Annotated in this window: 14 protein-coding genes; 6 read left to right on the forward strand and 8 right to left on the reverse strand. The window is 72.3% G+C overall.

What is annotated here, in order from left to right; all coding sequences use genetic code 11:
- Position 1: 1 nt before the first annotated feature.
- Together QP119_RS00135 and pth are read right to left on the reverse strand one after the other, a co-directional pair.
- Complete coding sequence (locus tag QP119_RS00135; RefSeq protein ID WP_284772830.1) at positions 2-2,641, reverse strand: GNAT family N-acetyltransferase; 2,640 nt, start codon at positions 2,639-2,641, stop codon at positions 2-4.
- Between the two features lie 59 nt (positions 2,642-2,700).
- The gene (gene pth / locus QP119_RS00140; RefSeq protein ID WP_284772831.1) at positions 2,701-3,282 is read right to left on the reverse strand and encodes an aminoacyl-tRNA hydrolase; all 582 of its coding nucleotides are present in this window, start codon (positions 3,280-3,282) and stop codon (positions 2,701-2,703) included.
- A gap of 44 nt (positions 3,283-3,326) precedes the next feature.
- Here pth and purU point away from each other — a divergent pair, with 44 nt between their 5' ends.
- Positions 3,327-4,196 carry a formyltetrahydrofolate deformylase gene (gene purU, locus QP119_RS00145; protein WP_284772832.1) on the forward strand — a complete coding sequence of 290 codons (870 nt, stop codon included), beginning with the start codon at positions 3,327-3,329 and terminating at the stop codon, positions 4,194-4,196.
- A gap of 103 nt (positions 4,197-4,299) precedes the next feature.
- On the opposite strand, the gene QP119_RS00150 is transcribed toward purU, so the two are convergent.
- From QP119_RS00150 to QP119_RS00165, 4 genes are all read right to left on the reverse strand, one after another.
- Positions 4,300-4,938 carry a 50S ribosomal protein L25/general stress protein Ctc gene (locus tag QP119_RS00150; protein WP_284772833.1) on the reverse strand — a complete coding sequence of 213 codons (639 nt, stop codon included), beginning with the start codon at positions 4,936-4,938 and terminating at the stop codon, positions 4,300-4,302.
- 342 nt (positions 4,939-5,280) lie between these two features.
- Positions 5,281-6,258, reverse strand: coding sequence for a ribose-phosphate diphosphokinase (locus tag QP119_RS00155; protein WP_284772834.1), 978 nt, complete (start codon positions 6,256-6,258; stop codon positions 5,281-5,283).
- A gap of 7 nt (positions 6,259-6,265) precedes the next feature.
- Complete coding sequence (glmU, locus tag QP119_RS00160; protein WP_284772836.1) at positions 6,266-7,762, reverse strand: bifunctional UDP-N-acetylglucosamine diphosphorylase/glucosamine-1-phosphate N-acetyltransferase GlmU; 1,497 nt, start codon at positions 7,760-7,762, stop codon at positions 6,266-6,268.
- Positions 7,763-7,932: 170 nt separating this feature from the next.
- A complete protein-coding gene (locus QP119_RS00165) occupies positions 7,933-9,189 on the reverse strand; it encodes an MFS transporter (protein ID WP_284772838.1) in 1,257 nt (418 codons plus the stop codon).
- 113 nt (positions 9,190-9,302) lie between these two features.
- On the opposite strand from QP119_RS00165, the gene QP119_RS00170 reads away from it, so the two are divergent.
- The 5 genes from QP119_RS00170 (at position 9,303) to mfd (ending at position 16,598) form a co-directional block, all read left to right on the forward strand.
- A complete protein-coding gene (locus QP119_RS00170; RefSeq protein ID WP_336620388.1) occupies positions 9,303-10,850 on the forward strand; it encodes a multicopper oxidase family protein in 1,548 nt (515 codons plus the stop codon).
- A 23-nt stretch (positions 10,851-10,873) separates the two neighbouring features.
- On the forward strand, positions 10,874-11,431 hold the full coding sequence (locus QP119_RS00175; protein ID WP_284772839.1) for a hypothetical protein: 558 nt from the start codon (positions 10,874-10,876) through the stop codon (positions 11,429-11,431).
- 50 nt (positions 11,432-11,481) lie between these two features.
- Positions 11,482-11,979, forward strand: a complete 498-nt coding sequence (locus tag QP119_RS00180; protein WP_284772840.1) for a hypothetical protein — start codon at positions 11,482-11,484, stop codon at positions 11,977-11,979.
- A 233-nt stretch (positions 11,980-12,212) separates the two neighbouring features.
- Complete coding sequence (locus QP119_RS00185; protein ID WP_284772841.1) at positions 12,213-12,866, forward strand: TetR/AcrR family transcriptional regulator; 654 nt, start codon at positions 12,213-12,215, stop codon at positions 12,864-12,866.
- Positions 12,867-12,920: 54 nt separating this feature from the next.
- The gene (gene mfd / locus QP119_RS00190) at positions 12,921-16,598 is read left to right on the forward strand and encodes a transcription-repair coupling factor (protein WP_284773046.1); all 3,678 of its coding nucleotides are present in this window, start codon (positions 12,921-12,923) and stop codon (positions 16,596-16,598) included.
- Between the two features lie 8 nt (positions 16,599-16,606).
- On the opposite strand, the gene QP119_RS00195 is transcribed toward mfd, so the two are convergent.
- A complete protein-coding gene (locus tag QP119_RS00195; protein ID WP_284772842.1) occupies positions 16,607-17,305 on the reverse strand; it encodes a response regulator transcription factor in 699 nt (232 codons plus the stop codon).
- Positions 17,305-18,060, reverse strand: coding sequence for a sensor histidine kinase (locus QP119_RS00200; RefSeq protein WP_423777729.1), 756 nt, complete (start codon positions 18,058-18,060; stop codon positions 17,305-17,307). Before QP119_RS00200 ends, QP119_RS00195 begins: the two co-directional genes overlap by 1 nt.
- Positions 18,061-18,137 lie beyond the last annotated feature (77 nt).

Here is an 18,137-nt window from a genome sequence, read left to right on the forward strand (position 1 = left end):
CTCACAGCGCCCGCGCGAGCGGGTCGCGCTCCGGGGCGAGCGGCGCGACGCGGGCACGGGCCCCGGCGACCCAGTACCGCCGGGAGCCCGCGATGAGGGGCACCAGCTCCACGTCGACGAGCGCCGGGTGGTCGTCGCCCAGCCGGCTGACCGCGGCGATCGCCTCCGCGACCGGCTCCAGGGCGGCCGCCGGGGTTCCCGACCAGCCGCGCAGCAGGTCGGCCGCGGCCAGCTCCTCGAGCATGACCCGCGCATCGCTAGGCGAGACGGGAGCCACGCGCCAGGAGACGTCGCCGGCCAGCTCCGCGGTAGGCCCCGAGACCGCCACCGAGACCATCGGCCCCAGCGCCGGATCCTCGATGCCGCGCACCCGCAGCGAGGTCCCGGGCCCGACCGTCGCCTGCACCGTCAGCCCGGCCGGCTCCGCCCCCGCGGCCTGCGCCAGGCGGGAGAGCGCCACCCACGCCGCGCGCATCTGCCCGACATCGCCGATGTTGCGGATCGCCGAACCCAGGTCCGCCCGCGAGCGCAGCGCCGGGTGCGTCGCCTTGAGCACCACGTCCCAGCCGAACTCCTCCGCCGCGGCGACGGCCTCGTCGAGGCTCGCGACGCGCCGGAAGTCGAGCACGTCCACACCGTAGGCGGCGAGCACCTCTCGGCACTCGTCGTCGGTGAGCTCACGGCCGGCGGGCGCGTCCACGAGCACGGAATTGACGACGCCGCGCGCGACGTCCACGTCCGCCTCCCCGGCGGCGTCCGCCGTCCCCGACGCCGGCGCGCTGCGGCGCAGCGCGATGTGGGCGAGCGCCTCGAGCGCCCCGGCGTAGGTGGGCGTCACCGGCAGCTCGCCGCGGGCCTCCGGACCGGCGTCCCCGGTCACGGCGCCGGGCAGCTCGCCGAAGCCGGTGTAGGCGGCCACCAGTGGCACCCGCGCGTCCGCCGCGAGCCGCGTGAGCCCCTTGTGGGCGCTTTGCAGCACGGGCTCGCCGAGCTCGACGACGGCGACCACCACGGCGTCGGCACCCGAGTCCAGCGCATCGCGGGTGGCAGAAAGGAGGGCGGGCACCGGGTCGCCCTCGGCGGTGTGCGCGGTGGGGACGAGCCCGTAGCGGCGCGCGGCCTGGGCCATCTGCCCGGTCAGCCCGGCGGAGTTGGCGATCACGGCCACGTTCGGCCCCGCCGGGGCGGGCTGGCGGGCGAGGATCTGGGCGATGTCCACCAGCGTCTCGCGGTGGGGGACCACCATGGCCCCGGTGTGCCGGATGACCGCGTCGACGGCCGCCGGCGGGGCGGCGGGCAGCCCGTCGACCTCGTGGTGGCGCGCCGAGGACAGCGCCCGGGAGGGCAGGAAGACCGCGGTGGGCTTGGCGGCGGCCAGGCGGCGCAGCACCCGGAAGAAGGTGCGCGGGTTGCCGGCGGTGTCCAGGGAGAGCAGGCAGACCTCGGTGGCCGGGTCGTCGAGCCAGTACTGCATGACGTCGTTGGCGGTGACGTCGGCGAAGGCGCCGGTGGCCATCGCGCTGGCCAGGCCCACGCCGCGCTCGAGCACCCGGGAGAGCACGAGCGCGGCCACCCCGGCCGACTGCGCGAAGAGGCCGACGTGCCCGGCCCGCGGCGTCGGCGCCGGCGAGGCGTTGAGCCGGACGTGCTCGTCGGCGGCGATCAGCCCCAGGGAGGCCGGCCCCAGCGCGCGCAGGCCGCGGCGCCGGGCGGCGGCCACGAAGCGCTGCGCCTCGTCGCCGGCCAGGCGCGGGCTGCGGCCGCGGGCGAGCATGAGCACCCCGGTCGCACCCAGCTCGGCGGCCGCGTCGAAGACCGCCTCGAGCTCATCGGGCAGGAACTCGGCGACCACCAGATCCACCGGTGAGTCCAACCCGCGCACCGCGTGCGCGGTGCGCCCGGCGGCGGGCACCGGGGCGTCGTCAATCGTCTCTGGGCTGGTCAGTGCGCACTGCAGGGAACCGGCGAAGCCGCCCTCGGCGATCGCGCGGGCGATGGGGCCGAGTGCGGCCTCGGTGCCGACGACGGCGATGGAGTCCGGGTGCAGCAGACGGCGCACGGCGGCGGCCTCGGCGCGGTGGGCGCGCCGGGCCATGACCTCGCGGGAGTCGCCGGTGGGGGTCAGCGGGAAGTCGACGACGACCTCGCCGGACTCGAGGCGCGGGTGGACGTCGTAGCCGGCGCGGACGAAGACCTGGATCATCGCGCGGTTCTCGGCGAGCATCTCGGCGAAGAAGCGGTCCACCCCGGCCTCGCGGCCGTGGTCGGCGAGGTGCTCGAGCAGGATCGCCGCCAGGCCGCGGCCCTGCTGGTCGTCGCGCACGAGGAAGGAGACGTCCGCCGTGCGCCCGGGAAGTGCGTCGACGACGGCGTAGCCGGCCACGGCGACGACCGCGCCGCGCACCGTGGCCACCAGCGTGACCCGGTCCGCGGTCGCGGGTGCGGTCCAGGCGTCGAGGTCCGCCTCGGTCAGCTCGGGGTGCGAGGCGAAGAAGCGCAGGTAGCGGGAGCGCTCGGAGACCCCGGCGTAGAAGTCGACCAGGAGGGCGCGGTCGGCGGGGCGGGTGGTGCGCAGGGTGGCCAGGCGGCCGTCCGCGAGCAGGACGTCGGCGGTCCAGCCGTCGGGCGTCTCGCAGGTCATCAGGGCTCCTCGGTCGGCGGCGGGGTGACGTGGGCCACGTTACCGCAGGGGAGGGTGCCTCAGAGGAGCTTCTCGACGAGGTCGGCGGCGTCGGCGGCGATGATCGGCACCTCGTCGCGCTCCTTCTTGGCGAAGGGGCGCAGCACAAAGTCGGCCGGGTCCATCCGGCCCGGCGGGCGGCCGATGCCGCAGGACAGCCGCGTGTAGTCCTTGGTGCCCAGCGCCTTGGTCACCGAGCGCAGCCCGTTGTGGCCGTGGTCGCCGCCGCCGCGGCGCATGCGCACCTCGCCCAGGTCGAGCTCGAGCTCGTCGTGGGCGATCACGACGTCGGCCGGGGCGACGTGGAAGAAGTCCGCGAGCTGGCGCACCGGCCTGCCCGAGAGGTTCATGTAGCTGCCCGGCTTGGCCAGCACCACCTTGCGGCCGGGGCGCCCGCCGGGGCCCAGCGCGCGGGCCTCGGCCACCAGCGCCCCGGAGCGCTTGTGCGCGGCGAAGTGCGCCTGCGGCAGGCGCGAGGCCAGCTCGTCGACGACGGCGAACCCCAGGTTGTGGCGGGTGCCCTCGTAGCGCGGGCCCGGGTTGCCCAGCCCGACGACGAGCAGGGGCGAGTCCGGGGTGCGGGCGGGATCGGAGGCGTTCATGGCCCCCAGTATTGCAGGCCGGGCGCCCCGCTAGGATCGGGGGAATGAACGAGCACCAGTACGTCCTGACCTTCGGCTGCCCCGACCGGGTCGGCATCGTCGCCCGCCTCGCGGAGTTCCTCGCCGAGCGGGGCTGCACCATCACCGAGGCCTCCTACTTCCTCGACCCGCACACCGACTGGTTCTTCACCCGCCAGGCCGTGCGCGCCGACAGCGTGACCGAGACCGTCGAGCAGCTGCGCGCGGAGTTCGCGCCGGTGGCCGCCGAGTTCGGCGAGTCCGTGCAGTGGAAGCTGTGGGACACCGCCGAGGTCAAGCGTGCCGTCCTGCTGGTCTCCCGGCAGGGCCACTGCCTGCGCGACCTGCTCGGCCGGGTCGCCCAGGGCGACTACCCGATGGACGTGGTGGCCGTGGTGGGCAACCACGAGAACCTGCGCGAGGTCGCCGAGTCCCACGGCATCCCCTTCCACCACGTGCCCTTCCCGGCGGACCAGGTGGGCAAGCGCGCCGCCTTCAACGAGGTCGCCCGCATCGTCGACGGCTACGAGCCGGACGCGATCGTGCTCGCCCGCTTCATGCAGATCCTGCCGCCGGACCTGTGCGAGATGTGGGCCGGCCGCGCGATCAACATCCACCACAGCTTCCTGCCCTCCTTCATGGGGGCGCGGCCCTACCACCAGGCTTACCGGCGCGGCGTGAAGCTGATCGGGGCGACCTGCCACTACGTCACCAGCGACCTCGACGACGGCCCGATCATCGAGCAGGACGTCATCCGGGTCAGCCACAAGGACACCCCGGAGGACCTGGCGCGGCTGGGCCGCGACGCGGAGATGCAGGTCCTCGCCCGCGGCCTGCGCTTCCACCTCGAGGACCGCGTGCTCGTCTACGGCAACCGCACGGTCGTCTTCGACTAGCAGGCCCGGCCCGAAGGCGGGGCGTCCGGGCCCGAGACGGGAAAACCCGCCCGGCGACCGGGAAGGTCGCGGGGCGGGTCCTCGAGGGGGAGGGGAAAGCCGACTAGTCGGCGTCCTCCTCGGTGGCCTCGACGTCGGAGGCGTCGGTCTCGTCGATCTCCTCGGCGGCCTCGTCCTCGGCGTCCTCGTCCTCCTCCGGCTCCGGCCAGGAGATGGAGGCGATGAGGGTCTCCGGATCGGCGACCAGGGTGGTGTTGCCCGGCATCTGCAGGTCGCCGGCGGTGATCTTGGTGTCGATCTCCAGGCCCTCGACGGAGACGATGATCTCCTCCGGGATGTTGAGCACGTCGGCCTCGACGAGCAGCTCGTAGGCGTCCTGGACGGCGATGGTGCCGGCCTGCGGCTCGCCCTCGACGACGATCGGGACCTCGACCTCGACCTTCTCGCCGCGCTTGATGGCGAGCAGGTCGACGTGGTCGATGTCGAAGGTCAGCACGTTCTGGTCGACGTGCTTGACCATGGTCAGGTGCTTCTCGCCCTCGAGCTCGATCTCGACGATGGCGTTGACGCCGTGGTTGCGCACCAGCGACTGGATCTCGAGCAGCGGCAGCGAGAAGTGGATGGTCTCCGTGTCGCCGGAGTAGATGACGCCCGGCACGCGCCACTCACGGCGCAGACGGCGGGCGGCGCCCTTGCCGAACTCGGTGCGCGGCTCGGCCTGGAGAGTCTTGTAGTCGGCCATTTCTGGGTCCTCCTAGTTGAAGCGTTGTTGTCGGCCCGGCGGTGTCCCTGAAAATGACGGAAGGCCCGCGGCCGACCCGGTGATCGTTCTCGCCGAGTCTCCGCAGGCCTCGGGCGCGACCTGCGGGCAGGTGCGCCGAAGTATGGGAAGTTCAATCGCGTCGATAACGGCCGTGGGAGTCGTCCTCCCCGTGCCCTCGCCGAGACTTGAAGCACCTTACCACCCGGTCCCGGCCGGACGAAACTGCCCCCGCGACGAAACCGCCCCGCACCACCGCACGTGGCGGCGGGGCAGGGTGGTCCCACGGTCCCGGGCTCAAGGCCCGCGAACCGGGGGAGAGAACTAGGCGGAGCCCTCGAAGAGGTGGGTCACGGAGCCGTTCTCGAAGATCTCGTGGATCGTCTGCGCCAGCAGCGGGGCGATGGAGAGCACGGTCAGGTTCGACCAGCCCTCGGTCGACTGCGGCAGCGTGTCGGTGGTGATGACCTCCTCGGCGCCGCACTTGGAGAGGCGCTCGCGGGCCGGGTCGGAGAACACGCCGTGGGTGCAGGCGATGACGACGGACTTGGCGCCGGCCTCCTTGAGGATGCGCACGCCGCCGGCGATGGTGCCGCCGGTGTCGATCATGTCGTCGATGAGGATGCAGTTCTTGCCCTCGACGTCACCGACCACGCGGTTGGAGACGACCTGGTTGGCCACGTCGACGCTGCGGGTCTTGTGCACGAAGGCCATCGGCGCGCCGTCGAGGGTGTTGGCCCACTTCTCGGCGGTCTTGACGCGGCCGGCGTCCGGGGAGACGACGCAGAGGTTGTCCATGTCGTACTTGGACTTGATGTAGTCGGTCAGGATCGGCTGCGCGTGCATGTGGTCGACCGGGCCGTCGAAGAAGCCCTGGATCTGGTCCGTGTGCAGGTCCACGGAGACGATGCGGTCCGCACCGGCGGTGCGCAGCAGGTCGGCGACCAGGCGGGCGGAGATGGGCTCGCGGCCGCGGTGCTTCTTGTCCTGGCGGGCGTAGGGGTAGAAGGGCAGGACCGCGGTGATGGTGCGTGCCGAGCCGCGCTTGAGCGCGTCGATCATGATCAGCTGCTCCATCAGCCACTTGTTCAGCGGCTGGGTGTGCGACTGGATCACGTAGCAGTCGGAACCGCGGACCGACTCCTCGAACCGCACGAAGATCTCGCCGTTGGCGAAGTCGCGTGCCGTGGTCGGGGTCAGCTCGATGCCGAGCTCCTTGGCCACCTGGGTGCCGAGCTCCGGGTGCGCACGCCCGGAGAACAGCATCATGTTCTTGTGGGTCTGCTTCCAGTGGGCAGTCATGGGGGAGTTAACGCTCGCCTTCCTGCTGGTCGCCGCCGTCTGTGGGGTTGTTCGTGCCGGATGCGGCCTCGCGCGCCGCGCGGGCGGCGTCGGCGGCCGGCGTACCGGGCCGCTTGCGTTCCACCCAGCCCTCGATGATGCGCTGCCGTCCGGCGGAAACCGCGAGCGCACCTGCGGGGACATCCTCCTTGATCACTGTACCCGCCCCCGAGTACGCCCCGTCACCCACGGTCACCGGAGCGATGAACATGGTGTCCGAGCCGGTGCGCACGTGCGAGCCGACCTTGGTGCGGTGCTTGTTGACGCCGTCGTAGTTGACGAAGACGCTCGAGGCGCCAATGTTAGACTCCTCGCCGATCTCCGCGTCGCCGACGTAGGTCAGGTGCGGCACCTTCGAGCCGCGGCCGATGGTGGCCTTCTTCGCCTCGACGAAGCCGCCGAGCTTGCCCTCCTCGCCCAGCGTGGTGCCCGGGCGGATGTAGGTGAACGGGCCGACGTTGGCGCGCGCGCCGATCTCGGACTCGAAGCCGTGGGTGCGCACCACGTGGGCACCCTCGCCGACGACCATGTCGGTCAGCGTGGAGTCCGGGCCGACGACGGCGTCGTCGGCGATGCGGGTGGCCCCGCGCAGCTGGCAGCCCGGCTCGATGACGACGTCCGAGCCGATCTCGACGGTGACGTCGATCCAGGTGGTGGCCGGGTCGATCACAGTGGCGCCGCCGCGCATGGCGCGCTCGACGACACGGCGGTTGAGCTCGCGGCCGGCGGCGGCCAGCTGCACGCGGTCGTTGACGCCGGCGAGCTGGGCCGGGTCGTCGGTGCGGTGGGCGGCGACCTTCTCGCCGTCGCCGCGGGCGATGGCCAGCACGTCGGTCAGGTAGAGCTCGCCCTGGGCGTTGTCGGTGTCGAGGCGGCCGAGCGCGGAGCGCAGCACCGCGGCGTCGAAGGCGAAGATGCCGGAGTTGACCTCGTGGATGGCGCGCTCGGCGTCGGAGGCGTCCTTCTGCTCGACGATGGCGGTGACCTCGTCGGACTCGTTGCGCACGATGCGTCCGTAGCCGGTCGGGTCAGCCAGCTCCATGGTCAGCACGGTCACCGCGGCGCCGGAGTCGCGGTGGGCGGCGGCCAGGCCGGCCAGGGTGTCCGGCTGAAGCAGCGGGACGTCGGCGTTGGTGACCAGCACGGTGCCGGCGAAGTCGGGCAGCTCGTCGAGGCCGCAGCGCACGGCGTCGCCGGTGCCGTTCTGCTCGGCCTGGACGGCCTGGCGGATCCCGCGGCCCAGCTCGGCGGCGACCTCGTAGACGGCGGGGGAGACCTGCTCGCGGCCGTGGCCGACCACGGCGACGACCTCGGCGGCCCCCGCCCCGGCCGCGGCGTGCAGACTGTGCGAGAGCAGGCTGCGCCCGCCGATGGCGTGCAGCGTCTTCTGCTTCTGCGACTTCATGCGCGTGCCCTGGCCGGCGGCGAGGACGATGACGGCCAGATCCTGGGTGGTGTCGCTCACGGGCGGGAAACCTCCGTGCGGCGCTTCGTGCGCCGCGGGTCGATGTGTGCGGGGATTGTGCGGGTCGGCGGCGCGGGGCGCCCGTGTGGGCTGCGTCGCGTCGCCCGGCTAGGGGCAAGCATAACTGTGCGGCGTATCCGGTTTCGCTTGACGACGCCGCGCGGTGCCCCTCAGTGCTCCGAGACCTCCCGTAGGCGGTGGGCACCGACGGTGCCCGCGAGCCCGAGGACGGCGAGGAAGACCAGGGCGGCGTCGGCGCCGAGGGCGGCGACGCCGGCCGAGACCGCGCCCACCGCCAGCAGGGCCACGCCCATCAGGGTGTTCGCGCCGGCGACGTACTCGGTGCGCCGGTCACCCTCGGCCATGTCGACGACGTAGGTCTTGCGGGCGACCCGGATGCCGGTGTGCACCAGCGTGACGGCGAAGAAGGCGACGGGGGCGACCCAGGCGAGCAGGCCGTCCGGCGCCCAGTGGTCCACGGCGACGACGGCCAGCAGGATCACCGCGGCGATCGCCGAGCCGTATGACATCACGGTGCGCGAGGAGATGTCGGAGAGCCAGCCGGAGACCCGGCCGCCGATCAGCGCGGCCAGCCCGGAGGCGGTCACGAAGGCGCCCAGGCCGGTCAGGTCGGTGCCCGCCTCGCCGGCCAGCAGCACCAGGAAGGTCGTCGACAGCGCGGTGACCAGCATCAGGGTGCGCACGATCCCGAAGGTGCGGAACTGGCGGTCGGCCGCGAAGAGCCGCGCGCAGGAGGAGAAGAAGTGCCAGTCCACGCCGCCCTTTCCCGCCGACGTCTCGTCGGCGGGGGCGTCGTCAATCGAGGTGGAGGGGTCGGCGACGCCGGCGAAGACGCGCGCGGCGACCACCCACGCCAGGGCGGCCACCCCGGAGAGCACCGCGATCGCCCAGACGGGCAGGTCGGAGCCGGCCAGGCCGAGCGCGAGGCCGCCGATCAGGGCGACCAGGCCGCCGAGCTCGGTGGCGCGTCCGGTCACGCGGCCGCGGCGGCCCTTGGAGACGGTGCGGCCCTGGACGTCCTTCGAGGAGATCGAGCACACCGAGCGCGACAGGGCGAGCACCGCCAGGCAGACGAGGACGACCACGCCGAGGGCCGTACCGCGCAGGGCCGCGGCCGCGGCGGCGATGCCGGCGGCACCGGCGGCCTGGCCGAGCGCGCCGAGGATCCAGGCGTGTACCCGCGAGCGCTGCGCCTTCACCCACGGGGTGATGGCGGCCTGGGGGAGCATGGAGCCGGACTCGCGGATCGGCACCAGGAGGGCGGAGAGGGCCGCCGGCACCCCGGCGGCGGTGAACAGCCAGGGCAGCACCGACTTCGGGGAGATGATCTGGTCGCCGACGTTCTGCAGCCCGTTGGCCCACACGAAGCGGCGGGCGTTGTGTTCTTCGAGTTCGCGTTCGTCCATTTGGGCATAACGCTACCGCGCGGCGGGACGTTCGGCGCGACCACCGCCGGGGGTGCGGGGGAGAGGCGGACGGCTACAGTGGCCTGCAGTATCCGTCGAAAGGAGTATCCGCCGTGAATCCCATCGGACGTCGCACGCTGTTCAAGGGTGCCGCCGCGGCCGTCGTGCTCGCTGGCGCCGGCGCCGCCCTGACCGCCTGCGGCGACGACCAGCCGCAGCCGCAGGGCTACGAGGGGGACCGCCGTCCGCTGCCGGTGCCGCCACTCGACGAGGGCGAGATGGTCGGCGGCGAGCGCGTCTTCCACCTCGACGCCGGCGCCCACGAGGTCAACGTGCTGCCGGACAGGAAGACCCGTGTGTGGGGCTTCAACGGCGGGCACCTGGGGCCGACGCTCTACATGCGCCGCGGCGACCGGGTGCGCATGCACGTGCACAACGGCCTGGACACGATGACCACCATCCACTGGCACGGCATGAAGCTGCCGGCGGTCTCCGACGGCGGGCCGCACTCGCGCATCGAGCCCGGTGAGACCTGGGAGCCCGGTTGGACGGTCGAGCAGCCAGCGGCGACGCTGTGGTACCACCCGCACCCGCACATGGAGACCGAGCTGCACGCCTACCGCGGGCTGGCCGGCGGCATCGTCATCGCCGACGACGTCGCCGACGGGCTCGACCTGCCGCACGAGTACGGCGTCGACGACATCCCGGTGGTCCTGATGGACCAGAAGTTCAACGAGGACGGCTCGCTCAACGAGGAGATCGACCCGGACCTCGGCCTCAAGGGCGACACGCCCACGGTCAACGGCATCACCGCCCCGACCTTCGAGGCGACCACGAAGCGGCTGCGCCTGCGCCTGCTCGACGCGGCGACGATGCGCTTCTTCAACCTCGCCTTCGACGACGGCCGTAAATTCCAGCTGGTGGCCACGGACTCCGGGCTTCTCGACGCCCCGGAGACCCTCACCGAGCTGCGCATGAGCCCCGGCGAGCGCGCCGAGGTCGTCGTGGAGCTCGAGGAGGGCGAGACGACGATGCTCAAGGCGGTGCCGTTCGAGGAGAACATGGACGTGCCCGAGGACGAGTACTCGCTGGACTTCGGGCTCAAGGACACCTTCGAGCTGCTCGAGATCACCGCGGCCGACTCGCTTACCGAGCCGGTCGGCCCGGTGCCCGAGGTGCTCGACCCGGCCGCCGCGAAGGAGCCGGACGTGAAGGGCGCGCCGGAGCGCGACTTCGCGCTGAACACCTTCGAGATCAACGGGCGCACGATGGACATGTCCCGGGTGGACCTGGCCATCGACCACGACGGGCCCGAGGTGTGGACGGTGACCAACGAGAACACCGACTGGATCCACAACTTCCACATCCACAACTCCCGCTTCCGCATCCTCGAGGTGAAGGACACCGACCTGCCCGTGCCCACGACCGGCTGGCGCGACACCGTGCAGCTGCCGCCGGGGGCCACCGCACGTCTGGCGGTCGAGTTCGGCCACTACCCGGACCCGGAGTGGGCCTACATGTACCACTGCCACATGCTGCTGCACGAGGACTCCGGGATGATGGGCCAGTTCGTCATGACCGAGCTGGACCAGGAGCCGCGGCTGAATCCGGTGGCCTACTCCGAGGGCCTCCATGAGGACCACGCGGCGCACGCGCACTGATGGATCGCTGAAGGATACGGGTCGTGGATGAGGTGACGGGGTCGGAGCAGGCGCCCGAGACCGACTGGCGCGGCTTCCGCAACGCCTGGGTGGCCTCGACGCTGACCCAGGTGCTGGTCGTGGTCCCCGTGCGCCTGCTCTTCGGGCTGGTCGGTTGGATGACGGTGCTGACCGTGATGTACGGGCTGACCATCCTGCCCCTGATCAATCTGCTCGTGCTGGGCCGTCTCGCTCTGCTCTACCGCCCGCGCGGCGCGGGGCGGGGCCTGCGTCTCACGCCGTGGGAGCGGCGCCTGGCGGGCCTGTACTTCATCGGCCAGGCCGTGGTGCTCGCGTTCATGGTCGACGCCACCGACACCCCGGACCGCCCCTGCCCCGGGGGCTCGATGTACCCGGTGCTGCTCCTGGCCGGGGGCTGCCGCTTCGCCGAGGTGGCGACCGGTGTGGTGGTCGTCGGCGGGCTGCTGCTGATGCTCGCCGCCTACGTGGGCCTCCGGGTCCTGGCCACCCGCCGGGTGCTGCGGCGCCGGCGCGAGCGGCGGGGCAGGTCGACTGATTCGTCGGGGCGGGGACGCCGTTGAGTCGGCCGAGCCGGAGACGGATACGTAGGAACTGATATAGCATCCGTCCCATGACCGGATGGACGGGCCCGGGCCCCGGGCACAGGCAGACGTCGGGTTCACCCGCCTTCTGGATCGGCTGGGTGGTCTCGGCGGTCACGGTGTGCCCGCTGGTGCTCGTCCTGCGTGCCGTCATGGGGTTGGGCGGCTGGATACTGCTGATGCTGCTCATGTTCGGCCTCGTCGGCCTGCCGGTGCTCAACCTGGTCCTGGTCGGCCTGCTCGTGCTGGCGAACCGGCCGTGGCGCACGGGAGGCGTCCGGAGCCCGGGGCGCGGGGAGGCCTGTCTGGCCGGCATGTTCTTCCTCGCCCAGCTCGTGGCGCTGGGGTTCGTGCCGGACTTCGGCGACATGCCCGACCCCCGCTGCGAGAGCGGGGCCGTCTACCCGCGGATGTTCTACCCCGCGGGGTGCGGGTTCGCGGAGACGGCGTCGCGCGCCCTCGTCATCGGCGGGGCGGTGGCGGCGGTGACCGCCTACGCCGGCCTGGTCATCTGCTCGCTGCGGTGAACGCTGCGGCCGGCGCAGGCGTGGGGTGGCCCTGCCGGCTACGGCGACCCGGAAAAGCTTCCCCACCAGGACTCGAACCTGGAATGACGGTACCAAAAACCGTAGTGTTGCCATTACACCATGGGGAACCGCGCGCGGTGGGACCGTGCGCTTCGTGCATACGATACCGCACCACCGCGGCCGCCCAGTCGCCGCAGGGGAGCATGTGTGTCAGTCGCGATAGGCTGTTACCCATGGCCAGGCAGAGGATGACGGGCAGGCAGCGCCGCGAGCAGCTCATCGAGATCGGCAGGCGGGCCTTCGCCGAACGCGGCTTCGACGGCACCAGCGTCGAGGACATCGCCGCGCGCGCCGGCGTGAGCAAGCCGGTGGTCTACGAGCACTTCGGCGGCAAGGAGGGCCTCTACGCCGTCGTCGTCGACCGGGAGATGAACCACCTGGAGAAGGTCATCACCGAGTCCCTCGTGCGCGGACGCTCCCGCGAGCGCATCGAGAAGGCCGTCGTGGCGCTGCTGACCTACGTCGAGCAGGACACCGACGGCTTCGTCATCCTCGTGCGCGACGCCGGCGCGGGGCAGGCCACCGGCGAGCGCTCCTACTCGACCCTGCTCAACCAGGCCGTCAGCCAGGTCTCCCACATCCTCGGCGACAAGTTCGAGCGCCAGGGGCTCAACCGTGACCACGCGGTTCTCTACGGCCAGGCGATGGTCGGTATGGTCTCCATGTCCGCGCAGTGGTGGCTCGAGCACCGCGAGGTGCCCAAGGACGAGATCGCCGCGCACATCGTCAACCTGTGCTGGAACGGGCTGGCCGGCCTGGAGCCGGAGCCCGCGCTCTCCGAACCCGCCGCCAAACTGCGCACCGAACTCGAGAAAGAAGGAATCTAGGTGGCCCGCACCGCCGCTGGACACGGGAAGACAACCGAGAAGGGGACCGGGGCGATGCTCTCGGGGCTGCTCGAGGTCGCCGCCACGGACCCGAAGATGCGCGGGCTGGTCGCCAACGTCGGCGACCCCACCCTGCACGTCACGGGCATCGACCAGGCCCGCAGCTGGGCGCTGGGCGCACTGGCCCGTAAGACCCCGCTGCTGGTGGTCACCGCCACCGGCCGTGAGGCCGAGGACCTGACCGCCGAGCTGCGCGCGATGCTCGGCGAGACGGTCGCGCTCTTCCCCAGCTGGGAGACCCTGCCGCACGAGCGCCTCTCCCCGGGCGCGGACATCGTCGGCCGCCGCGCCGCCGTCCTCGACCACCTTCAGGACACGCAGGTGGTGGTCACCCCGGCGCGCGGCTTCTGCCAGCCGGTGCTCAAGACCGCCGCCGGGCGCGAGGGCCTGGTGCTCGCCGAGGGAGAGGAGCACGACTTCTCCGCCCTGACCGAGCAGCTGGTCTTCCGCGCCTACGAGCACGTCGACATGGTCGCCCGCCGCGGCCAGTTCGCCGTGCGCGGCGGCATCCTCGACGTCTTCCCGACGACCGCAAACTACCCCGTGCGCGTCGAGTTCTGGGGCGACGAGGTCAGCGAGATCCGCCAGTTCTCGGTGGCCGACCAGCGCACCATCTCCGAGATCGAGGTCGGCCGCGTCGAGATCTACCCGGCCCGCGAGCTGCTGATCACCGACGAGGTCGCCGCCCGTGCGGAGAAGCTCGCCGTCGAGCACCCCGGCAACCCCACGCTGACCGAGCTGCTCACCCGCGTCTCCGAGCGCACCTACGCCGACGGCATGGAGGCGATCCTGCCGGCGCTGACGGACACCCCGCTGGTGCCGCTGACCGACCTGCTGCCCGAGGGAACCCACGTGATGCTGGTCAACCCGGAGAAGATCCGCACCCGCATCCACGACCTGGAGACCACCGACAACGAGTTCCTCGCCGCCGGCTGGGAGGCCGCCGCCATGGGAGCGGCCGGGCCGGTGGCCGCCGAGGGCGTGGACACCTCCGCGGCGTCCTACCTCGACGTCGAGACCCTCGAGGACGCCGCCCGCGACCGCGGCCTGCCGTGGTGGACCTTCGCCCCGCCCGGCATGTTCGTCGCCGGCGAGGAGGTCACCCTGCCCCTCGAGTTCGAGGCCGGCCCCGCCCCGCGCGGCGACCTCGGCGAGATCGACCAGATGATGGGCCGCCTCCACGAGCACACCCGGCACGGCGGGCGCGCCGCCTTCGTCACGCCCACCCGCGGGCTGGTCAAGCGCATGGCCGAGCGCTTCTCGGAGAAGGGCATCCCCAACCGGGTCGCCGAGCCCGGCGCGGTACCCGAGCCCGGCGAGATCATCATCTACCAGGCACTCTCGCACGCCGGACTGGTCTTTCCGGCGGTGGCCGACGCGGGCGTCGGCAAGCACACGCACCCACTCGTCGTGGTCACGGAGACGGACCTGACCGGCAACCGCGTCGGCGACATCGCCGGCGCCAAGCGCCGCCCGGCGCGCCGGCGCAACCGTGTCGACCCGCTCGCGCTGAAGGCCGGCGACTACGTGGTGCACGAGACGCACGGCATCGGCCGCTTCCTCAAGATGGCCGAGCGCACCATCAAGGCCGGCGACGAGACCTCGCGGCGCGAGTACATCGTCCTCGAGTACGCGCCGTCCAAGCGCGGGCAGCCCGCCGACCAGCTGTGGGTGCCCATGGACTCGCTCGACCTGTTGAGCAAGTACTCCGGCGGCGAGGCTCCCACCCTGTCGAAGATGGGCGGCTCCGACTGGAAGAACACCAAGAAGAAGGCGCGCGCCGCCGTGCGCGAGATCGCCGGCGAGCTCATCGAGCTCTACGCCAAGCGGCAGAGCGCGCCGGGGCACGCCTTCGCCGCCGACAGCCCCTGGCAGCGCGAGCTGGAGGACAACTTCCCGTTCGTCGAGACCGAGGACCAGATGGCGGCCATCGAGGCGGTCAAGGAGGACATGGAGAAGCCGGTGCCGATGGACCGCGTCATCGTCGGCGACGTCGGCTACGGCAAGACCGAGGTCGCCGTGCGCGCGGCCTTCAAGGCCGTCCAGGACGGCCGCCAGGTCGCCGTGCTCGTGCCGACCACGCTCTTGGCACAGCAGCACCTGGCCACCTTCGCCGAGCGCATGGACGGCTTCCCGGTGACCATCAAGGGGCTGTCGCGCTTCACCTCCGGCAGGGAGGCCAAGGAGATCCTCAAGGAGCTTTCCGACGGCACCGTGGACATCGTGGTGGGCACCCACCGGTTGCTGCAGACCGGCGTGAACTGGAAGAACCTGGGGCTGGTCATCGTCGACGAGGAGCAGCGCTTCGGCGTCGAGCACAAGGAGCACATCAAGGCGCTGCGCACCCACGTCGACGTGCTGACCCTTTCGGCCACCCCGATCCCGCGCACCCTCGAGATGTCGATGTCCGGCATCCGCGAGATGTCCACCATCCTCACCCCGCCCGAGGACCGCCACCCGGTGCTGACCTATGTCGGCCCCGAGGAGGAGCAGCAGGTCGCCGCCGCCATCCGGCGCGAGCTGCTGCGCGACGGGCAGGTCTTCTACATCCACAACCGGGTCTCCGACATCGAGAAGAAGGCCCGCCAGCTGCGCGAGCTGGTGCCCGAGGCGCGCATCGTCGTCGCCCACGGCCAGATGAGCGAGGAGATCCTCGAGCGCACCGTGCAGGGCTTCTGGGACCGCGAGTACGACGTCCTGGTGTGCACCACCATCGTGGAGACCGGCCTGGACATCCAGAACGCCAACACCCTGATCGTGGAGAACTCCCACCATATGGGGCTCAGCCAGCTGCACCAGCTGCGCGGCCGCGTCGGGCGTTCCCGCGAGCGCGGCTACGCCTACTTCCTCTACCCGAAGGGCACCACGCTCACCGAGACCTCGTACGACCGGCTCTCGACGATCGCGCAGAACAACGACCTCGGCGCGGGCATGGCCGTGGCCATGAAGGACCTCGAGATGCGCGGCGCCGGCAACGTGCTCGGCTCCGCGCAGTCCGGCCACATCGAGGGCGTCGGCTTCGACCTGTACATGCGCCTGGTCGGCGAGGCCGTGGAGACCTACCGCGCCCTGGCCGAGGGCAAGACCCTCGACGCCACCGACAAGGGCCCGAAGGAGATCCGCGTCGACCTGCCCGTCGACGCCCACATCCCGGAGAGCTACATCAACTCCGAGCGGCTGCGCCTCGAGGTCTACCGCCAGCTGGCCGCCTCCGAGTCCGATCAGGACCTGCAGCTGGCCGTCGAGGAGATGGAGGACCGCTACGGGCCCGTGCCCGAGGAGGTCGCCCGGCTGCTCTCCGTGGCCCGGCTGCGCCACCAGGCCCGCAGGGCCGGGGTGACCGACATCGCGGTGCAGGGCACGCGCATCAAGGTCCACCCCGTCGAGCTCAGCGACTCGCGCCAGGTGCGCCTCAAGCGGCTCTACCCGGGCTCGAACTACCGGGCCGCCGCCAAGGCGATCCAGCTGCCCTTCCCGAAGGCCGGGCGCAAGCTGACCGACCCGAAGCTGCGCGACGAGGACCTGCTGCAGTGGGTGGCCGACTTCCTCAGCGAGATGTTCGACCTCGAGCACGCCGACGTCCGCGGCGGCGGTGCCGATGAGGACGGCAAGGGCGCTGACGGTAAGGACAGCAAGTCCGGGAAGAGGCGGGTCGTCTCCGTCAGCGAGTGAGCCGGGGCTCAGGCCTCGGGGTCGCGCAGGCCGCCGGTCTCGCGCAGGTAGTGCAGGATCGCGCGCACCCGCCGATTGTCCTGCTCCGGGGAGAGCCCCAGGCGCAGGAAGATGTTCGCCACGTGCTTGGACACCGCCGCCGGCGAGAGCACCAGCTCGGCGGCGATGTCCGCGTTCGAGCGCCCGCGCGCCATCAGGTCGAGCACCTCGGTCTCCCGCGGGCTGAGCCGCTCCACGCCCGCCCCGCGCGAGCGGCGCAGCAGCGTGGCCGCGACCTCCGGGTCGATGACCATGCCGCCACCGGCGACCACCGACAGCGCGTCGAGGAACTCGCGCACGTCCGAGACCCGGTCCTTGAGCAGGTAGCCCGTGCCCGCCGCCGAGCGGTCCGCCTCGGCGAGCAGCCGGTCGGCGTGGGTGACCGCCACGTACTGGGAGAGCACCAGCACCGCCAGCCCCGGGTGCGTGCCGCGCACCTCCAGGGCCGCCACCAGGCCGTCGTCGCGCATGCCGGGAGGCATGCGCACGTCGGCGATCAGCACGTCGGGGACGTCTGCGGCGCCGAGCCCGGCCGCCCACGCGCGCAACTGCGCGGCGTCGGCAAGCTGGGCGCACACCTCGTGGCCGCGGCGGGTGAGCAGGCCCGCCAGGCCCTCGCGGAAGAGCACGGAGTCGTCGGCGAGCGCGATGCGCAGGGGAGCGGTCATCAGGATTCCTCTCCGATCAGTCCGGGTTCGCCGCGGTGGAGCAGCAGCGGGATGCGCGCGACGACCTGGGTCGGCCCGCCGGCGGGGGAGTGCACCGTCACGGTGCCGTCGAAGGCCTCCAGGCGGCCGGACATCTCGGCCAGCCCGCCGCCGGGGCGCACCTCGGCGCCGCCCGGGCCGCGGTCGACCACGGAGACGGTCAGCTCCGAGTCCGCGGTCAGCAGCACGGTCACCGGTGCGCCGGGGGCGTGGCGCGCACAGTTGGTCAACGCCTCGGAGGCGAAGAAGTAGGCCGCGGCCAGCACCGCCGCCGGCAGCTCCGGCAGCGGGTGGGGCGCGCGCACCTGCACGTGCGAGCCGTAGGAGGCGGCCACCGCGCCCACGGCGGCGGCCAGGCCTTCGTCGACGAGCACCTGCGGGTGGATGCCGTGCACGGTCGCTCGCAGCGCCGTCAGGCCCTCGCCGAGCAGTTTCCGGGCTCGGGCCAGCTCACGGGCCAGTTCCCCGGGAGCCGAGCCCGTACCGGCCTCCTCGGCGAGCATCTCCGCCTCGCCGAGCGCCATCGCGGCGGCGACGAAGTACTGCTGCGCGCCGTCGTGCAGGTCGCGCTCGATGCGGCGGCGCTCGCGCTCGTAGGCCTCGGCCACCGAGCGCCGCGAGCGGGTCAGCTCGGCGATGCGCGCCGCCGACGCCGCCTCGCGCGACTCCTGCACCCTGTCCCGGAGAACGCGGCTCCGGCGTGCCCAACCCAGCATGACGTCTACCCTAAACGGGGCCCGACGTCGCGGGGGTGGAGCCAGCTCCACCCGGAAGACTCGGCTCCGGGCCAGTG

This window comes from Corynebacterium frankenforstense, assembly GCF_030211955.1.
GTDB lineage: Bacteria > Actinomycetota > Actinomycetes > Mycobacteriales > Mycobacteriaceae > Corynebacterium > Corynebacterium frankenforstense_A.

Bases quoted from the DNA above. Each gene is read 5' to 3' on its own strand.
- mfd (WP_284773046.1), top strand. From the start codon at position 12,921: ATGCTCTCGGGGCTGCTCGAGGTCGCCGCCACGGACCCGAAGATGCGC.
- purU (WP_284772832.1), top strand. From the start codon at position 3,327: ATGAACGAGCACCAGTACGTCCTGACCTTCGGCTGCCCCGACCGGGTC.
- QP119_RS00165 (WP_284772838.1), bottom strand. From the start codon at position 9,189: ATGGACGAACGCGAACTCGAAGAACACAACGCCCGCCGCTTCGTGTGG.
- pth (WP_284772831.1), bottom strand. From the start codon at position 3,282: ATGAACGCCTCCGATCCCGCCCGCACCCCGGACTCGCCCCTGCTCGTC.
- QP119_RS00150 (WP_284772833.1), bottom strand. From the start codon at position 4,938: ATGGCCGACTACAAGACTCTCCAGGCCGAGCCGCGCACCGAGTTCGGC.
- QP119_RS00200 (WP_423777729.1), bottom strand. From the start codon at position 18,060: ATGCTGGGTTGGGCACGCCGGAGCCGCGTTCTCCGGGACAGGGTGCAG.
- QP119_RS00185 (WP_284772841.1), top strand. From the start codon at position 12,213: ATGGCCAGGCAGAGGATGACGGGCAGGCAGCGCCGCGAGCAGCTCATC.
- QP119_RS00195 (WP_284772842.1), bottom strand. From the start codon at position 17,305: ATGACCGCTCCCCTGCGCATCGCGCTCGCCGACGACTCCGTGCTCTTC.
- QP119_RS00135 (WP_284772830.1), bottom strand. From the start codon at position 2,641: ATGACCTGCGAGACGCCCGACGGCTGGACCGCCGACGTCCTGCTCGCG.
- QP119_RS00180 (WP_284772840.1), top strand. From the start codon at position 11,482: ATGACCGGATGGACGGGCCCGGGCCCCGGGCACAGGCAGACGTCGGGT.
- QP119_RS00155 (WP_284772834.1), bottom strand. From the start codon at position 6,258: ATGACTGCCCACTGGAAGCAGACCCACAAGAACATGATGCTGTTCTCC.